Origin of the sequence: Rugosimonospora africana, from assembly GCF_016862975.1 — a bacterium.
GTDB lineage: Bacteria > Actinomycetota > Actinomycetes > Mycobacteriales > Micromonosporaceae > Rugosimonospora > Rugosimonospora africana.
The window spans coordinates 1-20,137 of the sequence record NZ_BONZ01000077.1; the positions used below are offsets into that span (position 1 = coordinate 1).

Here is a 20,137-nt window from a genome sequence, read left to right on the forward strand (position 1 = left end):
TCTGGCGACGCCGCGAGGCTCGGCCGCGGCTCCTACGTCAAGGTGCCCTACGCGGAAAACCTGGCTCCGATCCAGAGCAACCGTGACGACTCATCCAACAGCGGCTGAGCACGGACCGCGAGCATCGAGGGGCGTACGGCGCGTCTGTAGGTCGATGGCACACTTGCGCCGATTGAGATCGACAGATTGAGCGAGGAGCGTGAGTGCGATGAGTGAGCCGACGGCGCAACTGGAGAACGCCTTCGAGAGCACCTTAGACAGTACTGCGGAGAGCGCCGCGGAGAGCACCGTGGACGGCACCGCTGAGAGCACGGTGGACGGTACTGTCGAGAACACTGCCAAGCACACCACTCCGGACGGCGTTCCGTTCGACCGGCACAGCCAGCTGGAGCAGATCCAGAGCGGCCTGGTGGAGGGCGAACGGCTCGTCGCGGTGTACGACGCGCACGGGATCGGTACCGGGTTCATCGGCCTGACCGACCGGCGGGTGATCATCCAGGACAAGTCGTTCGTCGGCGAGAAGACCGCCGTCACCAGCGTGCCGTACCCGCGGATCAGCAGCGTCAGCGTGTTGAGCAACAAGTCCTTCGCCGGCCAGTACTTCTCCAGCGGAACGATCGGGATCCACGTCGGTGCGCTGACCTATGAGGTCGAGTTCCGGGGCAGCGAGAAGGCCCAGCACGTGCACAACGTCATCCTGAACCGCATCGTGGGGAGCTGATCGGCCCCAGCCGCCGCCCTGCACGAGGACGGCTACGCGAACCGGTGGACGCCGGGCCGCGTGGCCGTCCAGCGGCACCCCACTGAGGGAATCAGCCCACTGCTGATCGAGCGGGTGGCCATCGTTCTCACCACGTGAGACAGAAGCCCAGCAACGGCACCGGATCCACGAGTTACGACGCGTCGCTTAGAGTTGCGGCAACTGCGTCGATCGCGGGCTTTGGCGCTCGTCCGAGGATTGGCGGCCATCATCGCCATCCGCACCCCGGGCGGCGGAACCACCTGCGCCAACGTCATGCTGCCGCAGGTGATCATGCACCGCCGAGCCGGCCGGCACCTCACGGGGCAGCCAGGGCCTCGGTGGGGGCCAGCCGGGCGGCGCGGATCGCCGGGTACAGGCCGGCGGTCGCGCCGATCACCAGGGTCGCCGCCACGCCACCGGCCATGACCCACACGGGTACCACAGACGACCAGGACTGGGTGGCGGCGTACCCGGTGGTGACAGCGATGCCGAGCAGCACACCGCCGACCCCTCCGATGGCCGACAACAGCAGCGACTCGGCCAGGAACTGGAGGCGCACCTGCCCTCGGGTCGCGCCCAGCGAGCGGCGCAGGCCGATCTCCGCCCGGCGTTCGAGAACGGATATCACCATGGTGTTGGCCACCCCAACACCGCCGACGAGTAGTGCCACAGCCCCCAGTCCGACCAGCAGTCCGGTGAAGGCGCGGTTGGTGGCGTTGCGCGCGGCCAGCGCGTCGGAGGGCCGGGACACCTCGACCTCGTTGGGTGCCTCCGGGTTGGCAGTGGCGGCGAGCACGCCGCGCACGGCCTCGACTTCGGCGTCGGCGGATCGGGTGTAGACGGTCGTCGGGTGCCCGTCGAAGTGCAGGTAGATCTGCGCGGCGGGCCAGCCGACCAGCGCCGCCGAGTCCAGTTCGGGGGCCAGCGGCACCGGGTCGAGGATGCCGATCACGGTGAACCACCGGTGGCCAAGGTAGACCTGCATGTCCGGTCCCGGGGTGGTGATGCCCAGGCGTGTCGCGGTGGAGGCCCCGAGCACCACCGCCGGGTACTGCGCGGTGGCTGCGTTGAGCCAGATCCCCGCCGCCAGGTTGGCTGCCACCGTCTTCATCAGGTCGAGGTGCGCGGCGAAAACCGAGATGCCACCGGACTGCGCGACGGGGATGCGGTCGGTGCGATAGACGTTGGCGCCGCTGACCTTGCCGGTGGCCGCGACCTGCTCCACCGGTCCGATCCGCGAGATCATCGCCACCGCCTCGGTGGGCAGCTCGGCCTGGCCGCCGAACAGGGTCTGGCCCGGCGCCACAGTGAGCAGGTTGGTGCCCAGCGCGGCGAGTTGCCGGTCCAGGTCGGCGCGGCTGGAAGAGGAGATGCCCACTACCGCGGTCATCGCCGCGATCCCGATCGCGATGCCCAGCGCGGACAGGAACGCCCGCATGGGCCGGGTACGCAGACCGGCGCCGCCGACGCGCAGGACATCGCGGGGTCGCAGCCGGGCCGGGGACAGCAGTGCGGTCACGTCAGGATACCTTTCCGTCGCGCATCGCCACCTGGCGTGGCAGGCTGGCCGCGATGTCACGGTCATGAGTGATGATCACGATGGTCGTGCCGGTCTGATGCAGGTCCCGCAGCAGCTCCATCACCCCCGCACCGGAGGCCGAGTCGAGGTTTCCGGTCGGTTCGTCGGCGAGCAGCAGCGCCGGGCGACCGACCACGGCTCGGGCGATGGCCACCCGCTGCCGCTCGCCCCCGGACAGTTCGTGCGGCCGGTGGTCCAGCCGGTCGCCCAGACCGACCCGGGTCAGCGCGGCCCGTGCCCGGCGCGCTCGCTGCCCGGCCGGCACCCCGGAGTAGAGCAGCCCATCGGCGACGTTGTCGACGGCGGTCACGGCGGGCGCGAGGTGGAACTGCTGGAACACGAATCCGATGCGGCGTGCCCGCAGCGCGGACAGTTGTCGGTCCGACAGCCTCGCCACGTCGTGCCCGTCGATGCGGATCGTGCCGGTTGAGGGCCGGTCCAGGGTGCCGATCAGATGCAGCATGGTCGACTTGCCCGAGCCGGAGGGGCCCACGATGGCGACCATCTCGCCGTACCCGATAGACAGAGTGACCCCGTGCAGCGCGGTCACCCCGCCGGAGTACGTCTTGGTCACCTGGTCCAACTCCACCACGGGGTTGGCGCCGGTGTCCCCGTCGGCTGCGGCCGCACCGGCGCCGTCCCGCTCCACCACGGCCGTCATGAGGGAATCCCCACTGTCATGCCCTCGGTCAGGCCCTCGCCGGTGACCTCGACCCGGCCGCTGGCGAACAGGCCGGTCTGTACCGCCACGACCTTCGTGGTGCCGCCCTCCACCACCTGCACGCCGTACCCGCCCTCGGCGAGGGCGAGCAGGGAGGTCACCGGCACGGTCAGTACGTTCTCCCGGCGCGAGGCGGTGAAGTCGACGTTCATGATGGCCTGGTTGAGACCGGCCAGCGCCTTGTCGTCATCGACCGTGACACTCACCTTGATCTTCGTCGAGGCGGCCTCGTTGCCTGATGCCGGCTCGATCACCGTCTGCGTATCGACGATCTTCCCGGCAACGGTCTTGCCGTCGGGCAGCTCGACGGTCACCGCCGCGCCCTTGACCGCCAACCGCTCATCAGTCACCTCAAGCTCGACGGTGACCATCCGCGATGTGCCCGTATAGGTCAGCACCGCGCCGCCCGGCTGCGCCTGGTCGCCGAGTGCCGCCTTCCGGGCGTCCACCCGCACCGGGCCGGCCGTGTAGATCACCCGCCCCAGCTCCACCACGCCGCTCTTGGGCAGGCCGAGCTTGCCCTGCCACTGCTTCACCGCGGCGACCGTCGCGGCGGAGTACGTGTCGTCCACCGTGAATCCCCGGTATCCCAGCGCGTACAGGTTCCGCTCGAACTGCTTGACGTCCGCGCCCTTGGTGCCTAGAGCCAGCGCCCGGTAGGCCGGCAGCGAGCCGTAGAGCAGCACCACCGGGGTGTTGTCCACGCGGTAGGCCGCCTGCCCCCGGGCCAGCGTCGCGCCGGCCGCCGGCAACGCCGTCACCGTGCCGCCCAGCCGGCCGCTGAGCGTCGAGTCGTCCCCGTAACCCAGGTCGCCGCTCTCGGTCTGGGTGTCGACCAGCGTCTGCCGGGTCACCTTCGCGGTGGCCGGGGGCAGGTCGCTGTGCGTCTGGCCGCTGGTTTCGCGGCGCGGGAGGCCGGTGCCGGTCGCGGCCGCCGCCCCGGCGCCGATCGCCAGCACGGCGACCACACCGACCACCGCGGGACCGGTGCGCCGGCGACGCCGCCGGTCATCGCCGCTCATCCGTTGCTCCCGCCCTGCTGCTGGGTGGTTCCGCCGCCCGAGGGCTGGTACTTGCTGCACTTCTGCTGCGCGGCCAGGAACCTGGGATCGTCCGGGGACAGACCGAGCTTGTTGTTGTCGACCTGGAGGCCCTGATCGGTCGGGTCCGGGAAGTTCGGTATCCCGTTCGCCCGCATGCACTGCGAAAACTTCCGCAGCTGGTCCACGGTCGCCGGGTCCGCCTTCTGCGGCTGACCGCCGTTGGGCAGGTACTGCTTGCACTTCGCCATCGCCGCGTTGACCTTCTGCGGATCCGTCCCGTCCGGCACGTTGATGCTCATCCCTCCGCTGTCACCGAACTTCGGGTCGGGAAAGTTCGCCACCCCGTTGGCCCGCATGCACTGCGAAAACTTCAGCCCCTGATCCTGCTCGCTCAGCGTGGCAGTGGGTGATGCGGTGGCGCTCGGGCCGCCGCCGGCCGTGGCCACCTGGGCCCCTTTGTTGCCACTACTGCATCCGGTCACACCCACGGCAAGCAACAGACCGATCGCGAGCACCGTCGTGGGACGCATCGTCGTCTCCTCGCTGGCGGCCGGGTCGTTCGCCCGCCGCCAGCATCGAATTAGAGCCGTCGCCACATTTCCTGACCGTTTGCGTCGAAGTTAACGCCGGAGAAATCTCGCCCTGCGTCACCATGGGAGTCATGCGCATCCTGATAGTCGAGGACGAACCGCTGCTCGCTGGCGCGGTCGCCGAGTGGCTGCGCGGCGACGCGCATGCGGTCGACGTGGTACACGACGGCGGCGCCGCCCTGGAACGGGTCAGTGTGAACGACTACGACGTGGTCGTGCTCGACCGCGACCTGCCGGTCGTCCATGGCGACGAGGTGTGCCGGGCGCTCGCGCAGGAGGGCGCCTCGACGAGGGTACTGATGCTGACCGCCGCCGCCGACATCGACGACCGGGTCGCCGGGCTCACCCTGGGCGCGGACGACTACCTGCCCAAGCCGTTCGCGTTTCCCGAGCTGGCCGCCCGGGTGCTGGCGCTGGGCCGGCGGGCCCGGCCGGCGGCGCCTCCGGTCCTCCAGCGCGCCGGCATCCGGCTCGACCCGCACCGGCGCGAGGTCTACCGGGACGGGCGGTACGTGCCGCTTTCCCGCAAGGAGTTCGCGGTCCTCGCTGAGCTGCTGCGCGCCGACGGCACCGCGGTCTCCGCGGAACAGCTACTGGAGAAGGCGTGGGACGAGAACAGCGACCCGTTCACCAACGCGGTGCGCATCGCGGTCCTCAAGCTGCGGCGCAAGTTGGGCGATCCGCCCGTGGTGGTGACCGAACCAGGAGTGGGGTACCGGATTCCGTGAATCGCGTCAGGCTCGCCCATCTGACCATCCGCGCCCGGCTGACGCTCGTCTACGGCGGCCTCTACCTGCTCGCCGGCGTGCTGCTGCTCGGCGTGACCTACGTGCTCATCTCCCAGCAGAACGGCGAGAAGAACGTGACCATCTCGGGCGCGGCGGCCGACGGCCCCAGCGGCGCGCCGATGGTCAGCGGCGGTGCACAGTCCGAACCGACGCACAGCATCCAGCTGATCTCGGACGGCACCCGGGCAGCGCTGCACACGCTGCTCACCCGGGGTGGGATCGCGCTGGCCGTGATCGGTGCGGCGGCGATCGCCCTGGGCTGGCTGATCGCCGGACGGATGCTCCAGCCGCTGCAGCGCATGACTGAAACCGCCCGGCGGATCGCCGAGGCCCCAGCCGCCGACCGGGGCCTGCACGAGCGCATCGCGCTGGACGGCCCGAAGGACGAGGTCAAGCATCTGGCCGACACGTTCGACCTCATGCTGGAGCGCCTCGACCACTCGTTCGACGGCCAGCGGCGGTTCATCGCCAACGCCTCGCACGAGCTGCGCACCCCGCTGACGCTCAACCGGGCCCTCCTGGAGGTCGCGGTGCATCGCGACGGCGCCTCGGTCGAGGTACGCCAGCTCGGCGAGACGCTGCTGGCGATCAACACGCGCCATGAACGGCTGATCGACGGCCTGCTCCTGCTGGCCCGCTCGGAGGCCGAGGTCGCCGAGCGCTCCTTTGTGGATCTCGCCGACATCGTGGATCACGTGACAGCACAGGCCCACGCGGGGGCGGTCTGCGTCGAGGTAGACCCGCACGAGGCGCCCACCACCGGCAACCCCGTCCTGCTCGAACGCCTCGTGCAGAACCTGGTGGACAACGCGGTGCGCTACAACGTCTCGGACGGCGGCTGGGTGCGGGTCGCGAGCGGCGCCGATCCGGCCGGCCGCGCGGTCCTCGTGGTCACCAACACGGGCCCGGTGGTGCCCCAGTACGAGATCCCGAGCCTCTTCGAGCCGTTCCGGCGGCTGGGTACGGATCGGCTCGCCACGGCTCCCGGCGCCGGCCTGGGACTGTCCATCGTCCGGGCCGTCGCCCGTGCCCACGGCGGCGGCGTGCAAGCCGAACCACGCGACGGCGGCGGCCTCGCCGTCACCGTGACCCTGCCCGCGCCGCTGGGCTGACGTCGAGGTGGCGGCGAATAGCGGCGGCCCCGGATTCGGTGAGCCGGTCGGTGAAGGTACCAGTCCGGGATGGATGACGCGGAGTGCCTCGATTTCGGCGTGCCAGCGGTGACCGGCCTGCCAGCGTTTCCTGGTCTCGGCAAACCTCCGGACCGATCGTGGCGGCCTCGTCGTCGGCGAGCTGATCGTAGCGGATTCGAACGCCGGTGGCTTCGGAGATGGCGGCGGCCTCGACCGGAGTCGGTTGGTCGCCGGCCAGCTCCAGGGTTCGTCCGGCGAATCGCGGTGGATCCGCGAACGCGAGCGCGGCGAATTCGGCGATGTCCAGAACCAGAGTGGCAAGCAGGAACTGAACGGGGTCCGTTGCGTTGGTTGCTGACAACATCGAGGCTTGACCCATGAGGCTGTTGACCCGTCCCCGTCCCTGGCCGCCACCAAAGTCGGCGTTTGCAGGGTTCCGTTCCCCTGCCGAGGTGATCGTGGTCGCGGTCCGGTGGTACCTGCGCTACAACTCGGTCTGAGCACTGGGCAACTTCCGATGGAAGACTTCATCGACCAGGCATTCGATGCTTCACCGAACATCATCGCCAACCGCGCCGAGCTCATCAACGCCGTCAGCGCCGCCTGGGGTGACCGAAGCGCCAACCCGGCTCGGCGAGGCCGCCGCGTTCGAGGAGAAGCCACACACCCTCATTCGACGCGGCCGACGTCACGCCACTGTGGATAGTCCTGCTGGACGAGTACGAGCGATGGACGGGAGACGCTGCCCCGGTCCGCCGACTCGAACCGGAGGCTCGGCTGTGCCTGGAATGGATCGACAGCTACGCCGACGCGCTGGGCAACGGCTACGTCTGGTACCAGTCCCGCAACCGTGACAACAAGCTTGGAAACCACTGCTGGAAAAGCTCCTGGGACTCGATCTCCTATGGCGACGGCACCCTGCCGGACTTCCCCCGCGCCACCTGCGAGCTGCAGGGCTACGCCTACGATGCCAAGGTCCGCGCCGCCCGCCTGGCCCGCACCATCTGGGCCGACCCCGCCTACGCCGATCGGTTGGAACGGCAGGCATCCGACCTCAAAGACCGCTTCAACCGCGACTTCTGGATCGACGACAAGCAGTACTACGCACTCGCTCTCGACCCGGACGGCCGGCAGGTCGACTCCCTGGCCTCCAACATCGGCCACCTGCTGTGGAGCGGCATTGTTCCACCCGAGCGGGCCACACATCTGGCCGGACACCTGACCGCGTCGAAACTGTTTTCCGGCTGGGGCGTGCGCACCTTGGCCACCGATGCCCAGCGATACAACCCACTCGGCTACCACACCGGCGCTGTCTGGCCCTTCGACAACTCTCTGATCGCCTGGGGGCTGCGCCGCTATGGTTTCATCGAGGAAGCTGCGCGGATCGCCCACGCCGTGATCGACGCATCCCAGTGTTTCCACAACCGACTTCCCGAAGCGGTGGCCGGCTACGACCGCGGGCAAACCAAGTACCCCGTCCAATACCCCAGCGCCTGCAGCCCGCACGCATTGTCGGCCGGCGCCATCCTGCTCTTACTCCGAGCGCTGCTCGGCCTCGATCCGCGTGGCGAGCACTTGAAGGTAGAACCTGCCCTACCCAACAGCGTCGGGCGCCTCCAACTCCTGGACATCCCGGGCCGCTGGGGCCACATCGACGCCTTCGGCCGCGGCCGCATCGACCTCGAGACCACGCGATAGGCGACTTGAGTCTCCGCTTTCCCGCCATGGCCATCCATACGTGGGGCCCCGGATCTGCTCGAGTACATGGCAGCCGTGTTGACTCCCGACACGCCGACCGAGCTGGACCCCCACAATTCCATGGGGCTGCGCCGTGAGCGATCGGTAGCGCGAGCTGCATCGGCAGCGAGGCAGCGAGGCAAGGAGGCAGCGAGCGCGAGTAGACCACATGAGCCGGCTTCTGGAGCGGCTGCCGAAGACTTGTGCCAGGGTCACCATTTCGGTGCCTTGTCACGGATTCCACCGTCATCGCCGGACTCCTGTGATCGCTCCCGGGTACCCGAGGCATCCGGATAACCTTCGAATTGGTGGATCTGTTCGTTGGCTCATGTCGAGGATCTCCTCCGGCTGGTTGGGGGCTGCTGTGTCCGCATCGCGACCGGTGAGCCGGCCGAGGATGCGTATCGCGAGCCCGAGAGCCGGTCTGACCCAGTCCGTCGGGGCGCGCCCGTCGGCGTTCCCCGTGGACCGCGAGGTGCTGCGCGCCGTGGCGATGTGCCCGGACGCCGCGATCTCGCTGCTCGAACGGCTGCTCGATCGGCGGCGCGGGGGGCTGACCGAAAGCGTGGAACGCCTCGTTGCCGCGGGCGCATTGATCGACTCGGTCGACGGCCTGCGGGTGGCCGCCGACGTCGAGGTGCTGCGCGGGACACCACCGTCGGTGCTGCGGTTCCTGCACGAGCGAGCGGCACGGGTGTTGGCAACGGCCGATCGCTCGTCGGCAGCGGCCACGCATCTGATCGAAGCGCTGAAGTTCGCCGGCACCGCGGACGCCGAACTGGTGTCCACTCTGGCGACCGATCCCGAAGTGCCGCCGTCAATCGCCGCCGATCTGTTGCTGGCCGCGTTTCGAGACCGGCACCGGGCGGCATCGAACGGTAAGCAGGCGCGTGAATGGCTTCTCGCCGCCGTTGAGCAGCTGATGCGCGCCGGACGACTGGATCAGGCGCTGCGGTTGCTCGGGGACGAAATCGCCGCCGATCGCGGTGGTCCGGAGGATCGGGCGGTGTTGCTGGGCCGGCTCGGAGCGTGTCATGCGGCCGGTCGGCCGTCTCTGGCGTTGGAGTATCTGCGCCGGGCGCTCGACGAGCACCCGGTCGCCTCGGCACATCGATCCTGGCTGCTGACCTCCCTGGCCGCGGTCGCTGCGCCGCTTGGGCATCCGGCCATCGGTGACTTGCTGGGCCAGGCGGAGTTGGCGCAACGGGACGTGCCGTCGCCTGGCGGCGACGTACGCCTCGTGCTCGCCCGGTCCGGTGCGGCGCTGTCGCGAGGGGACGTGCCGGCGTCACGCCGGCTACTGCTGGATGCCGATCCTTCCGCCGCACCCTGCGCCGACGCGGCGCTGGTGCGTGTGGAGCGCACCGCGGTCCAGATCGCCCTCGGCGATCTGGACGGTGCGCAGGACGCGCTGCGGGTCGCAGCCGGTGAGATCGACATGTTCGGCGAGGGCGGTCGGCCAGCGCTGGCCGCGCTGGATTGCGCGGTGAGGCTCGCGGTCGGTGAGTTGCCGGAGGCGATGGCCCGGGCCTTCGAGGTGCTGCGACCGGATCCGACGCGGCAACTGACCGACGAGACGCGACTGAGGTTGCTCGCGGTGGTCGTGGAGGTCCTGTTCCGGCGTGGTGAGGTCGATCGGGCGCGTTCACTGCTGATCGAGCAGCACGCCGTCTGCGAATGGCCCGATGCCATGCAGTGGGCAGTGTTGGCCGGCGCCGCCGCGTTGGACCCCGACCCGGTACGTCATCGGGATCTGCTGGATGCCGGTGTATCTTGCCTTGACCGCTCGGTGCGGCCGCTGCTGCTCGTGCCTCATCAGGCGCCGTGGCTGGCGCGGGCGACGGCATTGCTGGGTCAGCCCGAGCGAGCCCGCGTGGTGGCCGGTCACGTCACCGCGATCGCTGGGTATGTGGACAACGCGATGTGGCGGGGACTGGCCGCACACTGCGCCGCACTGCTTGACCGGGACCCGCTCGCCGCGCGAGAGGCGGTCGCCCGCCTGAGAACCACCACTGCCCGACCGGCGCTGGCCGAGGCGCTGTTGCACCTGTCGCAACTGCCCGGGATACCGGCCGCCGAGGCGCGCGAGGCCGCGGCACGCAGCGCCGCCCTGTCCGGCCGGATCGGTGCCACCGGCGACCAGGAACGGGCACTGCGTTGTGAGCGCGACCTGGCCGCGCGTCAGCGCCGCTCGGGACCGCGGCCGGCGCACGGCCTGGACCTGCTGACCAGCCGCGAGGTGCGAGTGGCCGAACTGCTGGCTGCCGGGGCCACGAAGCAGCAGGTAGCTGTTCGACTATTCCTTTCCTTCCATACCGTCGATACTCACGTTCGGGCCATCTACAGCAAGCTCGAAATCCAGAGCCGACTACAACTGGCAAGGCTCTGGGACGCCCGGCAACGCTCGGCGCCACCCTGTTGACCCGGCGACGCCGAGCAGACCGGTCAGGCGACCACAGAGCGCTTGTCCTTCGGCAGAGCCTCGATCATCGTCCGTGGCAAGTTCAGCGTGTCGGCGGTGATCTGGGCGGGGGTGTTGGCCATCCATTGGGTCAGCGACACGTCGGCGAAGTTCGGGGTGCGAAACATCTCCAGGAAGATCAGGGGCTGATCGCCGAGGTTCTCGATGTAGTGGCCGTAGGCAAAGGGCACATAGCCGACGTCTCCGGCCTGGTAGTTGAACGTCCGGCTGACTCCGGTACTGGCGAACACGCCCATCCGGCCCGACCCGGAAATGTAGTACTGCCATTCGTCGTCGGTCGGGTGCCAGTGCAACTCGCGCATACCTCCCGGCTCCACCTCCACCAGTGCCGCGCAGATGGTGTTTGCCGCGGCGAAGTTCGTCGAGTCGGTGATCCGGACGGTCCCACCGCAGAAGCGCTGCGGCGCCTGCGTGAGCATCCGGTGCTTGAAGGTGCGAGGTACGTCGCCGGTGGGACTGACCACCCGGTCGGACTCCAGCGGCGGCGGCACCTGCCCGGCGAAGATGTACTTCTCTTTCTGCGGCAGGCTGTCCAGCTGATCGAGGCTCCACCCGAAGTTCTTCGCCAGCACGCTGCGCGGAGTGTGGGCGAAGAAGTCGCTCATCAGGAAGGTGCCGTTTTCGGAGAAGTTGCCGTCGTCGAAGACCAGCAGGAACTCCACGCCCTCGTCCAGGGCCTGGATATGGTGCGGTATCCCTCTGGGAAAGAACCATAGGTCGCCCTGACTCACGTCGTCGAGGAAGTTGCGGCCCTCCTGATCCACCGCGCTGATCCGGCAGCTGCCCTGCAGCACGTAGGCCCACTCAGACTGCTGGTGCCAGTGCAACTCGCGGTAGGTACCCGGCTCCAGGCGCATGTCCACCCCGGCGAGGGTGGTGGCGATCGGCAGTTCGCGCTGCGTGACCTCCCGGGTCCAGCCGCCCTGCTCGATGCGGGTGTGCGCCATGGAGAAAGAGAATTTCAGATTGGGTACCGTGCCGTAGTCTGTCTTCGGCGAGACGAGCAGATCGGGATTCTGCCGGTCGAGCATGACATTGCGCGGTCCGGGGTCATCGCCGCCCAGGCCCGCGCGCTGGGGTTGGGGTACAGAGTCGTTCATCGGGTTGGTTCCTTTCCTGGTGAGGTCCGGCCACCTGCGGCCGTAGCGTGATGAAGAACAGGGTGCGCAGCAACGGCAGGCCGCCCTGAATGGCGACGGCGGCGACAACCGCCGCTCCGGCGAGCGCGACGCACGCCGTGGCCAACGCGGGTGCGCCGGTACCGATCCCGGTGCCCGCCAGCGCGGCTAGACCGCACAGCTTGACTCGCGTCCGTGCCAGCCAGTAGGGAGGCTCCTGGCCACACCGGATCGATGGCCGCGATCGGTCGGTTGTACTCATCAGGGTCTCCTTCACCGCAGCATCAGTACGGGCAGTGCGCAGCCGGCGGCGGCCACCAGTCCGGCGGCGCCGAACGCGATCCGGGTGGTCAGCCGCGCATTGACCAGCGGGCCCATCACCCGCCGGTCCCGGCAGAAGAACACCAGCAGGAACAGCGCGACCGGAACGCCGAAACAGACCACGACCTGGCTAAGGATCAGCAGTCCGGTCAACGGCACGCCGAAGACCAGCGCCAGCACCGCCGGCGTCATGGTCAGCAGCCGGCGCACCTGTACAGGCACCCGCCGCCCCAGGAAACCGCTCATCACCACATCGCCGGCCAGCGTGCCGACTCCGGAGGACGAGACGCCCGACGAGAGCACGGCAACGGCAAACGCGAGCGCCGCCGCCCCGCCGACTCTCTGGGCCAGGACGGGATGAGCGTCGACCAGATCACCGGTCCACGCCCCGGCGCTGGTCGCACCCAGACTGGCCCCCAGAGCGATCATCGACAGGTTGACCGCGGTAGCGGCGCCCAGACCCACGACACAGTCCAAGCGCAGCGACCGGCGCACAAGAGTGGGCCGGCAGCGCGCCGCCGCTGTCGATCCGAGGCGCCCCGGGGTCAGCGCCGAGTGCAGGTACACCGCATGCGGCATGACCGTCGCCCCGACAATGCCCATCGCCAACACCAATGACTGGCTACCGTGCAGCTGCGGCACCATGCCGCCGGCGAGCCCGGCCGCCGACTGGTGGCCGACCGCGAGCAGGTCGTAGCAGAAACCGGTACCGATGAGCAGCAGCGCGGCAGCGCTCATGAGCTCGAAACGCCGGGCGTGCCGACGTCCGCGCAACTGCAGCAGCAGAAGCGAGGCTGCCGCGGTCGCGACAGCCGACAGGGCCGGTGGCAGTCCGAACAGCAGCCGCATACCGATAGCCGCGCCGACGAACTCCGCAAGGTCGGTGGCCAACACCACCACCTCGGCCTGCAGCCACAGCACCCTGCTGCCCCAGCGCGGGAACCGTTCCCGACACAGCTGCGGTATGCTCCGGCCGGTCGCCACACCCAGCTTCGCCGACTGGAACTGCACCAGAATCGCCACCAGGCTGGCCGACACCACGACCCACACCAGTAGATAGCCGAAGGTGGCGCCGGCCGTGAGGTTCGTGGCCACATTGCCCGGATCGACGTACGCGATGGCGGCCACGAGTGCCGGTCCAAGCATCGGGCCGGTAGCGGCACCCGGACGTCGTCGGGATCCGCGTAATTCGGTCGGGCCGACCGCGGTGCTGGTTGTCATAAGACAGATCCTCGTGCCGCTAAGAGGTCGGAACCATCACGCGTTCGCGGGGTTGTCTGGCAGCGCACGAGGGCGAAGACGGAACAGTAGGTCGAAAACCAGGCGCCACCGCCGAAACCGTCGGGCTGCCGCCGGCACTCAGGCCATTTGCGATTCCGTATAGACACGCGCGACCGGAAGGGCATGGCTGTGCCCTTCCGGTGACGGTTGCGCGTTGGTAGGCCCGGTCAGTCGTTGAGCAGGTCGAACTCCTCGCCCTGGCCGATCGCGGTGCTGCTGGCTATCAACGGAGAGGAGCCGGCGTTGGCAGCGGTCACGACTGGGCTGTTCGCGTGCGCATGGAGACTCACGCTGCCGTCGGCGTTGACGAAGAGGTCGAACTCCTCCCACGGGCCGATCGCGGTACGGTTCCCGATGACGCGCCACTCGCTGTTCGGTACCTCGCAATGGCGGGGACGGCGACTTCGTACCCGGACGACTGGGCCGGCGAGACGGTGCGCGTCGGCCCCAGGGCTAATACGGGCTCCCACTCCGTCATTTCCGCGCCGTCTGAACTTCCTGCGCCTGCGCGCCGTTATAAGAGCTTGATCTATGCGAATCGCGCTCACCCGAAGCGGAGGCAGCGACATGACAAGTCACCAGCGGCGGGTGCTACTGGCCGCGCCCCGCAGCCTGGGGAGAACGGGCCAGCACCACCGTCTGCGGGGCCAGTCTCTCAGCGGTGGCCCGGTCGCGGGAAACCGGCTGCGGCGCCGCCCCTACCCGATCGTCGGGTAGGGGCGGCACGCTTTGACGCGTCCGTTGCGGTCAGAGCGGATCTACGGCGGCTGGGTTCCTCACTTTCTCGATGTCAACGTGATGGCATGGTCGATTGTCTGCCTGATGCTGTTGCCATCGGCGTCGGTGGCCTCGGCCCGCAGGCTGACAAACCCATCAGTCTTGGCTACCGCGGGTAGGTTCAGTGTGGTCCGGTAGCTGCCGTCGCCGGCCCGGTGCAGATTCGCCCTCTTCCAGGTGGCACCGCCATCAACGCTTGTCCACAACGTCACGCCGGTGATGGCCGGTGCCGCCGGGTCCTGGTGGTACGCCGTGACGGTCAGCGGCTGCCGGCCCGGCGCCGCCACCGTGTTGTCCAGCGACAAGCCCGCGTCGTACCGCAGGAACACCAGCGGATCCGCCCGGCACGGGGCGGCGTCGCCGAAGAAAGTCCCGATGCAGGTGACGCCCGTTGGCACCTGGTCGGTCGTCGGCCTAGACGAGACGAAGCTCCACTCGTTGTGCAGGTTGCCGCCGTCGGCCGTCATCCGGTACTTCGCCGCCGCGGCCGGCAGGGTGAAGGCGGGCTGTCCGTTCACCGGGGCGGCGGTGATTTCCTGGCCACCGGAGTACAGGTGCGTGTCGGTGAAGTACCAGGGACCGTTATGGACCTGCGGGCTCGATCCGTCCATGAGGTACATCGACGAATAAAGCGCGTCACCCTGCCGGCAGTAGGAGCAGAACGCCTGCCCGTTCACGCCGACCCAGGTCCCGGGTTGCGCGTCCAGGGCGGACTGCGAGGCGATCACGGCTCCTGGGGCGAGAGGGCCGCTTCCCCAGTTCGTGGTGCTGGAGTCTCCCGGCGCTGGGTAAGTGTTGAAGGATTGCAGCACGGCGGTGCCCGCAGAGGTGGTTTGTTCCACCGTCTCCAGGCGGACGAGGTCCGGTGTGACGGGCCCGCTGTACTCCTTGAGCGATACCGGCATCGCTTGCTGGTCGAAGGCGGAGCCGGCGACGACATGCTCGTCGGGACGCCACGCGCCCCATTCTTTGAAGAGTGAACCGGGCTCGGCGGAGTGGTAGGAGTCGCGGCCCAGCGCGAACTGATTCCGGCCGTAGCTCAGCTGCAGGGAGTCCGGTACCCGGGTCTCCTGGTAGGTGTTGGTCTGGTAGAGGTACGGTGTCAGGCCGTTGCCGTGCACCGCGACCTTGACCGTCCCGTGGCCGAGCAGGTCGATCAGCGTCTGCGCTTCCGACTGAGGGACCTCCGCGTACGGGAGGTCGACCGGCATCCCATCGCCGTGGTTCTGCTTCCACCAGCTCGGGTACATCGGGATCAGGCAGGAGCCCGTTGGCTGGTAGGGGTCGGTCGGGTCGATGAGGACGCCCACCGCACCGTTTTGCTTTGCCAATTGGATCTGGTCCTTGTACACCAGACAGTAGGCGTAGTGACGCGCCCGGATCAGCACGAGCTTTCCGGTGACGTCCTTGCCGGTGTAGTCGTCGGGATTGCCCTCCCCGACGTACACGACTGGCCAGGTGTGGTCTCCGGAGAACCGGATGGAGCCTCTGGGGTCGGTCGGATAGGTCGTGTACATCGAGTAGGTGGCTTGCAGCGTCATGCGCTGTGGCGATGTCACGTTCATCGTCACTGGTGGCTGCCCGAGCAGCAGCGCCTGACCGAGGTGGAACGTTCCCTGGGTGACCGGTGGCGTCGGAAGCTCCCACCATCCCTGGTCGCCGTAGGGGTTGAAGGTGAGGTCTCCGAAGTATCTTCCGTCCGGTAGCCCCCGGTAGTTCATCATCCCGTTGCTGTAGGTCTCGGTCGGGTCGGGCGTGTCGACGACGAGCTGTCGCGCCGTGTTCGCGTCGCGGTCGAGCGACGTGGGGCCGGCCACGGTCAGCTGCGGATAGGTGATCTCGAGGTTGGTGAAGTGGCTGTCCTTGACGAACCAGACCTTGCCGTTCACCTGGTAGGTGCCGGCGGGCACGCTGTAGTGCACGCGGTACGAGGTGCACGGGTTGCCCTCGACGCACGAGATGCTCGTTGCGTGGTAGTAGTTGCCCGCGCCATTACCGGACACGCCGAGCATCATGAAGTTTGCCTCGAAGCACAAGGGCTGTTGCGGCGCGCACCAGTTGTCGGCGTCGGTGGGCGCCTTGATTGTCTCGGCCACGTCGTACAGCGGCGAGCCGGCTCGTGGCGCCGCCTGGTCACCGAGTCGGTGGCCTTGCAGCCACAGCGCCTGGAGGCCGCCGGTGAGTTGGAGCGCCGGGAACGGTTGCCCGATCTGTACCCGGCCCTCGGGCGTGGACGTGTCGACCTTCGCCGTCGCGGTGACGGCCCGCCAGAACGTTGATGCCTGCGCGAGGTCCACCCGCACGACGACGTCGTTGGTGCCGGCGATGGTGGATTCGAAGGTGCTCGCCGGCAGCGCCTTGGCCTGCTTGGCCACGTCTGACTTGCTGTCCTTGGTGGAGTAGTGCAGGACGACCGGGACCGGGCCCGTGGTCAGGCCGTTTTCGGCGCGGTAGGCGACGTCGAAGAGGCCGCTGTCGAGCGTGCCCTGCGCGATCAGGTTCGCGGCGTCGGCCGGGACAGCGATGAGGCCCCCGATGAGGCCGCCGGACGCCTTGCCCTGGCCGGTCACGTCGATCGGAGGCGCGATGCCGTTCGCCCGCGGTACGGACGACGCCGTGACCGAGTAGTTGTGGGTGTTGCCTGCCCGGCTCAGCGTGACCGTGTCCCCGGTCAGCAGTGTGATGGTCGTGGACGCGCTCTGGACGCCAGGCAGCGGCACGAGCCCGGCCTGGGATGGGTTCGGCGCCGCGGGGTTGTGGGGCGAGGGGGGTGGTTGTGTGGTGCGGGCCGGCGTCGCGCCGAGCGCGCCGCCGGCCGATGCCGGTGCGACCTGAACCTGGACGAGTGCCAGGCTCAGTGTGGCCACACCCAGCAATGCGGTGGCGGCCCTGCGGGCGGCACGATGTCCGCGAGGGACTGGGATTCCGCCTCGATGTGACACTTCTGCTCTCCTTGTCGGGGCCTTCCTCGTCGGTGCCGGATCGTGGCGTGGACACTCGGCAGTGGGTCGGCGGCCGTTCATCAGTTGCCTCCCTTTGCGGTCAGCGCCCAGTCGTGCCGGGTGACCTGGTCGGTGGCCACGTCGACACTGGCCATATCGGACACGTATCCGGTGGCGGTGGCAGTGACCTGCTGGCTTCCGGCCTGGGGGGTGAACAGGTAGTAGAAGCCGTCGCGAATGGCGTTGTCTTGCGTGGCGCTCGCGGTCCCGGTGGCGTCGAGGCCGGCCGCGCTGGTCACGGTGGCGCCGTCGATGCCTTTGCCGGTGGCCTTGTCGGTGACGGTGCCGATCAGCAGTCCGCCGGAGGTCGGTACGCACTCATGGGTACCGACGGAGACGTTGTCCACCGCCCACCACCAGCCGCCCTTGCCGGCGAAGCCGAACCTGACCCGCACGCCGGACTTGCCCGCCGCCTGGGGTATCTGGAGTTCTACGTGCCCGATGGCGTTGGTGGTGGTGTGTTTCCACACCGATGCCCAGCGGTGACCGCCATCGGTGCTCAGCGCGACCTCGGCGACCGTGCCGCGTGTGGCCGCGTAGTAGGAGCCGTCGAACGACAGCACCGGATGAGCCTGCTGGCTCAGATCGATCGCCGGTGACGTCAGTGCCGTGCCGAGGCCGGCCGACCCATAGAAGGCCGAGTCCGCGATCGCGAACCGGTCGTCACCCCCGGGAGGCGCCGGGCGGTTGCCGGGGTCGTCGAACCGCCATGACGCGGTGCCACCGCTCACCGACCAGCCGTCCGCAGCGGTGTCGCCGGTCCAGCGGGTGAACGTCGTGTTGAGCCCGTTCCATCCGTAGCCGGGCGCGTTGCACGTGGTCTCATCGACCTTGGTTCTGAAGTCCTGCCGCAGATCGGCGGTACCGACGTGAACCCGCGTCTGCTGCGCCAGGTAGCCGCCGTACATCGGAGCGACGCGGAGGATGTAGTCGCCGCCCTGCGGCAGTTGGACACTGTAGGCACCGGTGCTGGGGTCGGTGAATATCGGCCCGGCCGGGTAGCCGTCGATCGTGATCTCCGCGTAGAGCGGCCAGCCGTGCCCAGAGCCATCGGTGACCGCGCCGGAAACGCTCGCGCTCGGCACGCTGGTCAGCGCGAAGTCGAGCGTCGTGGTCTGCCCGTTGGTGGCCGTGGCGGAGTGGGTGACCGCTGGGTACCGGAACGCACTCACGCTCACGTCGTACGAGCCGGGCACAACGCTCAGGTCGTAGTGACCCTGGGCATCTGATCGGGTGACGTAGCCCGCCGAGGTCGTCACCTTGGCGCCGGCGATGGGTTGGCCGGTGGCCGCGTCGGTGACCTGGCCGGCGATGTCGCCGTGCGGGCCCTGTACCAGGGCGTCGACGCCGTTGGGTGAACCGAGTCCGGTCGGTCCGTCCCAGCCGGGGCCGGCCGTGCACAGCAGGTTGCCGCAGGTGCCGTTCTTGCCGGTCGTGATGTCGAAGAAGTCGCCGGACTTGGACGGGTCGTAGAGGTAGGAAACGGGCAGGACGCCGGCCGACGGCTGACCCGCCAGTGCGTACATGCTCGCCACCAGCGGCGAGGACAGGCTGGTGCCGCCGACCTGGAGCCAGCCGCTCTGACCGAGGGTGTCGAAGACCGCGAGCCCGGACGCCGGGTCCGCGTCGGCGGAGATGTCGGCGGTGGCGCGATAGTCACCGCACGTGGTGTCGATGCGGTCCTGGTAGGCCGGTTGCGGCTCGTAAAGCGAGCAGCCGGACCCGCCGTCCGACCAGGCGGACTCGTTCCAGCCACGCGTGGTCGACGTGGCTTTGGTGAGCCGGGTGCCGCCGACCGCGATCACGTCGGGATTGGTGGCTGGCCAGCTCTGCACGTCGCCGGCGTCACCGGCCGAGACCGTGACGGCCACGCCCGGGTGGCTGTAGTAGTGGTCGAAGTTCACCTGGTCCGGTTCCTCGCCGGCCACGCCGTAGGAGTTCGAAACGTACTTCGCGCCGAGCGACACCGCGGTGTCCACCGATGCGCCGAGCGAGTCATCGCCGTTGTCGTCGCCCTGTACCAGCAGGATGTTGCAGTTGGGGCAGGCGGAGGAGACGGCGTCAAGGTCGAGCGTGGTCTCCAGCGCCCAGCCCGCGTCGTCGGGCGGCAGTGGGCTGGCGTTGCCCTGCTGGTTGACGATCCGCAGGCAGCCGTTCGCGCTCGTGCACGGCGGCAACCCGTAGTGCGAGCGGAACGTCGCCAGGTCGGCCTCCGCGTGGGAGTTGCCGAACGCGTCGACGATCGCGACCGTCTGACCGCCGCCCGCATTCGGCAGGTGGTACGCCGACTGGATGTCGGCCGGGCCGAGAGCGCCGGCCGGAGGTGCGTCGGCGTTGGGCCTGATCTGGTGGTCCGTGCCCGGTGTCCACACCGTCGCGTAGCAACGGGCGTGGCCCCTCTTCGCCGGTTGGTTGCACGCTGAACGGGTGTAGTGCGCGGACTGGTCGGTCGCTGTCGGCGTCCCGGCCATCGGTTTGGCCACGGCAGTGGTGACCGTGAACAGCGTCACCCCGATGACCGAGGCGACAACAAGCGTTGTCGGCATCCTCATGAAGCCTCCTCTGTCGGTGCGGTCAGAGTGGTTCGTACTCATCGCCGGTCGTAGCGCCCGCGCCGTCCGTACCGGCACGGTCGGCGTCGGCGTCGCCATCCGATCCAGCCAGCGGTACATGCGGGTCTACTCCCTCCTCGTCGACGGATTCGGGGTTTGGGAGGTAGATGGGCATAGATGTCTAGCCTTTCGGGAGGATTCGCGTGGCGGGCACACCCAGTGTCGAGCGTCGATCCGGAGTGTTTCGATCGGCCAGATAACCGAAAGAACG

The 20,137-nt window shown here is 68.8% G+C and carries 15 protein-coding genes and 1 pseudogene; 5 read left to right on the forward strand and 11 right to left on the reverse strand.

The features are described 5' to 3' along the window. Positions 1-313: 313 nt before the first annotated feature. Positions 314-721: a PH domain-containing protein gene (locus Raf01_RS36200; RefSeq protein WP_373319685.1), complete on the forward strand. Its 408-nt coding sequence runs from the start codon at positions 314-316 to the stop codon at positions 719-721. 337 nt (positions 722-1,058) lie between these two features. Here Raf01_RS36200 and Raf01_RS36205 read toward each other — a convergent pair whose 3' ends face one another. From Raf01_RS36205 to Raf01_RS36220, 4 genes are all read right to left on the reverse strand, one after another. Continuing rightward, the gene (locus Raf01_RS36205; protein WP_373319686.1) at positions 1,059-2,252 is read right to left on the reverse strand and encodes an ABC transporter permease; all 1,194 of its coding nucleotides are present in this window, start codon (positions 2,250-2,252) and stop codon (positions 1,059-1,061) included. Positions 2,253-2,262: 10 nt separating this feature from the next. After that, positions 2,263-2,913 (reverse strand): ABC transporter ATP-binding protein, encoded by a 651-nt coding sequence (locus Raf01_RS36210; protein WP_239134256.1) that lies wholly within the window; start codon positions 2,911-2,913, stop codon positions 2,263-2,265. A gap of 65 nt (positions 2,914-2,978) precedes the next feature. Beyond that, positions 2,979-4,064, reverse strand: a complete 1,086-nt coding sequence (locus tag Raf01_RS36215; protein WP_203922621.1) for an efflux RND transporter periplasmic adaptor subunit — start codon at positions 4,062-4,064, stop codon at positions 2,979-2,981. Next, positions 4,061-4,615: a hypothetical protein gene (locus Raf01_RS36220; protein ID WP_203922622.1), complete on the reverse strand. Its 555-nt coding sequence runs from the start codon at positions 4,613-4,615 to the stop codon at positions 4,061-4,063. The genes Raf01_RS36215 and Raf01_RS36220 overlap by 4 nt, the downstream gene beginning before the upstream one ends. Before the next feature lie 131 nt (positions 4,616-4,746). Between Raf01_RS36220 and Raf01_RS36225 the strand changes: the two genes are divergently transcribed. Further along, positions 4,747-5,403: a response regulator transcription factor gene (locus tag Raf01_RS36225; protein ID WP_203922623.1), complete on the forward strand. Its 657-nt coding sequence runs from the start codon at positions 4,747-4,749 to the stop codon at positions 5,401-5,403. After that, positions 5,400-6,575 carry a sensor histidine kinase gene (locus Raf01_RS36230; RefSeq protein ID WP_203922624.1) on the forward strand — a complete coding sequence of 392 codons (1,176 nt, stop codon included), beginning with the start codon at positions 5,400-5,402 and terminating at the stop codon, positions 6,573-6,575. The genes Raf01_RS36225 and Raf01_RS36230 overlap by 4 nt, the downstream gene beginning before the upstream one ends. On the opposite strand, the gene Raf01_RS36235 is transcribed toward Raf01_RS36230, so the two are convergent. Beyond that, entirely contained in the window at positions 6,544-6,975 is a 432-nt protein-coding gene (locus Raf01_RS36235; RefSeq protein WP_203922625.1) for a Rossmann-fold NAD(P)-binding domain-containing protein, read from the reverse strand. The genes Raf01_RS36230 and Raf01_RS36235 overlap by 32 nt on opposite strands. A gap of 223 nt (positions 6,976-7,198) precedes the next feature. Between Raf01_RS36235 and Raf01_RS36240 the strand changes: the two are divergent. Together Raf01_RS36240 and Raf01_RS36245 are read left to right on the forward strand one after the other, a co-directional pair. Further along, a pseudogene (locus Raf01_RS36240) lies at positions 7,199-8,294 on the forward strand (amylo-alpha-1,6-glucosidase); the annotation flags it as partial. A gap of 436 nt (positions 8,295-8,730) precedes the next feature. After that, positions 8,731-10,755 (forward strand): helix-turn-helix transcriptional regulator, encoded by a 2,025-nt coding sequence (locus tag Raf01_RS36245; RefSeq protein WP_203922626.1) that lies wholly within the window; start codon positions 8,731-8,733, stop codon positions 10,753-10,755. Positions 10,756-10,778: 23 nt separating this feature from the next. Here the strand turns inward: Raf01_RS36245 and Raf01_RS36250 are convergent, their stop codons facing one another. The 6 genes from Raf01_RS36250 to Raf01_RS36275 form a co-directional block, all read right to left on the reverse strand. Continuing rightward, positions 10,779-11,915, reverse strand: coding sequence for an oxalate decarboxylase family bicupin (locus tag Raf01_RS36250; RefSeq protein ID WP_203922627.1), 1,137 nt, complete (start codon positions 11,913-11,915; stop codon positions 10,779-10,781). A 291-nt stretch (positions 11,916-12,206) separates the two neighbouring features. Continuing rightward, positions 12,207-13,475 carry an Nramp family divalent metal transporter gene (locus Raf01_RS36255; protein WP_203922628.1) on the reverse strand — a complete coding sequence of 423 codons (1,269 nt, stop codon included), beginning with the start codon at positions 13,473-13,475 and terminating at the stop codon, positions 12,207-12,209. Positions 13,476-13,702: 227 nt separating this feature from the next. Continuing rightward, complete coding sequence (locus Raf01_RS36260) at positions 13,703-14,005, reverse strand: fascin domain-containing protein (RefSeq protein WP_203922629.1); 303 nt, start codon at positions 14,003-14,005, stop codon at positions 13,703-13,705. Positions 14,006-14,311: 306 nt separating this feature from the next. Next, entirely contained in the window at positions 14,312-17,179 is a 2,868-nt protein-coding gene (locus Raf01_RS36265; protein ID WP_203922630.1) for a protease-associated domain-containing protein, read from the reverse strand. Between the two features lie 155 nt (positions 17,180-17,334). Continuing rightward, positions 17,335-19,866, reverse strand: coding sequence for a carboxypeptidase regulatory-like domain-containing protein (locus tag Raf01_RS36270; protein ID WP_203922631.1), 2,532 nt, complete (start codon positions 19,864-19,866; stop codon positions 17,335-17,337). 22 nt (positions 19,867-19,888) lie between these two features. Next, positions 19,889-20,041 (reverse strand): hypothetical protein, encoded by a 153-nt coding sequence (locus tag Raf01_RS36275; protein WP_203922632.1) that lies wholly within the window; start codon positions 20,039-20,041, stop codon positions 19,889-19,891. Between the last annotated feature and the right edge of the window lie 96 nt (positions 20,042-20,137).